The organism is Ethanoligenens sp., assembly GCF_047718355.1.
Taxonomy (GTDB): Bacteria; Bacillota; Clostridia; order Oscillospirales; family Ethanoligenentaceae; genus Ethanoligenens.
In genome coordinates this window covers 17,441-20,662 of sequence record NZ_JBDNLG010000050.1, presented here as the reverse complement: position 1 = coordinate 20,662, position 3,222 = coordinate 17,441, and the positions used below count along the sequence as shown (strand labels likewise).

The window sequence follows — 3,222 nt, the reverse complement described above, 5'->3', positions numbered from 1 at the left end:
GTTAGTATTAGCTAACATATAATGATCAAGGGAGTGGTTGAATGAACAGCAAGTCCAAAAAGAAAGGCAGCCTTTCTCAGCTGATGGGGTATGCGGGCAGCCGTAAAAAGCTGACGATCTTGGGCTGCACGCTGTCCGGCGTTGCGGCAGTGCTTTCCATGGCCGTATACATTTGTATTTGGTTTGTGGCGCGTGGCATATTTAAAGTCATGCCGGATTTTACCCATGCGGGCGGTCTTGTCAAATTCGGCTGGATGGCGGTGATTTTTGCCGTCGCAAGTACACTCATTTATCTGGTGGCCCTGATGTGCACCCATCTTGCGGCGTTCCGCACGGCGAGAAATATGCGGGCGGCGGCCGCACGGCACCTGATGGATCTGCCGCTTGGATATTTTGCCGCCAATCAATCGGGCCGGCTGCGCAAATTGATTGATGACAACGCCGGAATGACGGAAACTCTTTTGGCGCATGAGCTGCCCGATCTGGTCGGCGCAATTGTCACGCCGGTTGCGGCCATTGTGCTGCTGTTTCTGTTTGACTGGCGCATGGGGTTGATTTGCCTTGCACCTATGGTTGTCGCCGTGCTGCTTATGAGACAGATGATGGGCGGCAAGAACGCCGGATTTTTCAGCCGGTATCAGAAGGCCATTGAGGATCTGAGTGCGGAAGCAACGGAATATGTGCGGGGCATTCCCGTGGTCAAAGTGTTCCAGCAAACGGTTTTTTCCTTCAAGTCGTTTTATTCGGCCATTATGAGCTACCGAGATATGGCGGTAGACTACACACTGGCCTGCCGAAACCCGATGACGGGCTTTACTACAGTACTCAACGGCACGTTTCTGCTGCTCATCCCCGCCGGGATGCTTGTTTGCGCAACGGCGTCCGACGGCTGGACAGCGCTTGCAAATGTGCTGTTCTACATGCTGTTTACTCCCTTCTGCGCGCTGATGCTGATGCGCATTATGTACGTAAGCGAGGCAAAAATGCAGGCGGACGAGGCGGTGCGAAAACTTGATGCAATTATGGAAGCCCAGCCTTTAACAGAACCGGAGCGGCCTGTCGCTGCAAAAAACAGCTCTGTGGAGTTCCGGAACGTGACCTTTACTTATCCCGGCATCGTCTCTCCGGCATTATCTCATGTAAACTTTTTGGTGCCGGCAGGTTCGACAACGGCACTCGTTGGTCCGTCCGGCGGTGGAAAAACAACGGCTGCAAGCCTGATTCCGCGTTTTTGGGATGCACAGGACGGTCAGGTGCTGGTTGGGGAAACCGATGTGCGTGCACTCTCCTCCTCGGAACTGATGAATCAAGTAGCATTCGTATTTCAGGACACCCACCTTTTCAAAACCAGCTTGCTGGAAAACATCCGCGCCGCTCGACCGGGCGCAACGGAAGAACAGGTAAAGCGGGCCGCTCACGCCGCACAGTGTGATGATATCCTGTCGAAATTCCCACAAGGGCTTGATACAGTGGTTGGGGCAAAGGGCATCTATCTTTCCGGCGGCGAGCAGCAGCGCATTGCGCTGGCGAGGGCAATGTTGAAAGACGCACCCATTGTCGTGTTGGACGAAGCGACCGCTTTCGCCGACCCTGAAAATGAGGCGCTTATCCAAAAGGCATTCGAAACATTGACAAAGGGCAAGACCGTCTTGATGATTGCCCACCGGCTCTCCACCGTGAAAAATGCCGATCAGATTCTGGTGATGGAAGACGGGACTATCGCGGAGCGGGGCACGCATCGGGAACTGGTAGAGAAAGGCGGTCTTTACGCCCACATGTGGAAGGATTACCAAACCTCGGCACAGTGGAAAGTCGGGAAGGAGGCGCTGGCATGATCCGCAAACTTCAAAAAACATTTGCCCTGACGGAAAAGGGCGCAAAAGATTTAGTCAAAGCGACCCTTTTGACGGTGGCGGCCAATTTAAGCCTGATGCTGCCGGTAGGACTGCTGATTGCTGTACTTACGCATATCATCGAAGCGCTGCAAAAGGGTTCCAATCCCGCCTCGGGACTCTGGGGGTATGTAGCGGTCGCCGCACTCCTGGTCGCGGTCATCTATATAATCCATTGGTTCCAGTACAAAAGCCTGTATGTTGCCACCTACACGGAAAGCGCCAACCGTCGTGTAACGCTGGGGGAAAAGCTGCGCGAGCTGCCACTGTCATTCTTTGGAAAGCGTGACCTGTCTGACCTGACGGCAACGATCATGTCCGATTGCAGCTCGCTTGAGCAGGCGTTTTCCCACTTTATCCCCCAGTTGTTCGGCACAGTGATTTCCACAGTGCTGATTGCCGTTGGGCTTTTATGCTTCAACTGGCGTATGGGACTTGCCGTCATATGGGTGCTTCCTTTTTCCGCGCTGCTTGTTTTCGGTTCCCGGTGGCTTCAAGATAAATACGGCACGCGCAGCATTCTGGCCAAGCTCGCCGCTACGGATGGTTTACAGGAACTCTTGGAAACGGTTAAGGATATCAAAGCTTGCAACCAAAAAGAAAACTATATGGACAATTTACAGGAAAAATTCAGATACGCTGAAAAGGCCGCCATCCATTCGGAATTGGCCTCCGGTGTTTTTGTCTCCTCCGCTCAGGCGTTTTTGAGAATGGGGGTGGCCACGACTGTGTTGGTGGGGGTCAGCCTGCTCATTGCCGGGCAGTTAAACCTGACGGTATTCCTGATTTTTCTGATTGCTTCAGCGCAGATTTATGAACCCCTGAACGTTTGCTTTATGAACCTCGCGGCCACCTTCAATGCCAAGCTTAAAATTGAGCGTATGCGGGCCATTGAGGAACAACCGATTCAGACTGGAACGGATTGTTATTCTCCGAGCAGTTACGACATTTCATTTGACCATGTGCGGTTTGCCTACAATGAAAGCGAAGGCGTTCTTGAGGATGTTTCCTTTACCGCCAAGCAGGGTGAGGTAACCGCTCTTGTCGGCCCGTCCGGCGGCAAAAGCACGGCGGCAAAACTGGCCGCGCGTTTCTGGGATGTAACGGGCGGCAGAATCACGCTGGGCGGCGTGGACGTCTCCACTGTAGAACCGGAAACGCTTCTGAAAAGCTATGCGATCGTCTTTCAGGATGTTGTGCTCTTTCACGATACCGTGATGGAAAATATTCGGCTTGGCCGCCGAAGCGCGACCGATAAAGAAGTGCTGGCTGCCGCGAAAGCCGCTCAATGCGACGATTTTGTGCGTAAGATGCCCCAAAATTACCATAC

The 3,222-nt window shown here is 53.3% G+C and carries 2 protein-coding genes; both read left to right on the top strand.

Annotation, left to right across the window (positions count from 1 at the left end; all coding sequences use genetic code 11):
- Positions 1 to 41: 41 nt before the first annotated feature.
- On the top strand, positions 42 to 1,835 hold the full coding sequence (locus ABF463_RS08820) for an ABC transporter ATP-binding protein (RefSeq protein ID WP_415533237.1): 1,794 nt from the start codon (positions 42 to 44) through the stop codon (positions 1,833 to 1,835).
- Positions 1,832 to 3,222: ABC transporter ATP-binding protein (locus tag ABF463_RS08815; protein WP_415533236.1), on the top strand; the 1,391-nt coding region annotated here is incomplete at its 3' end. The genes ABF463_RS08820 and ABF463_RS08815, both read left to right, overlap by 4 nt.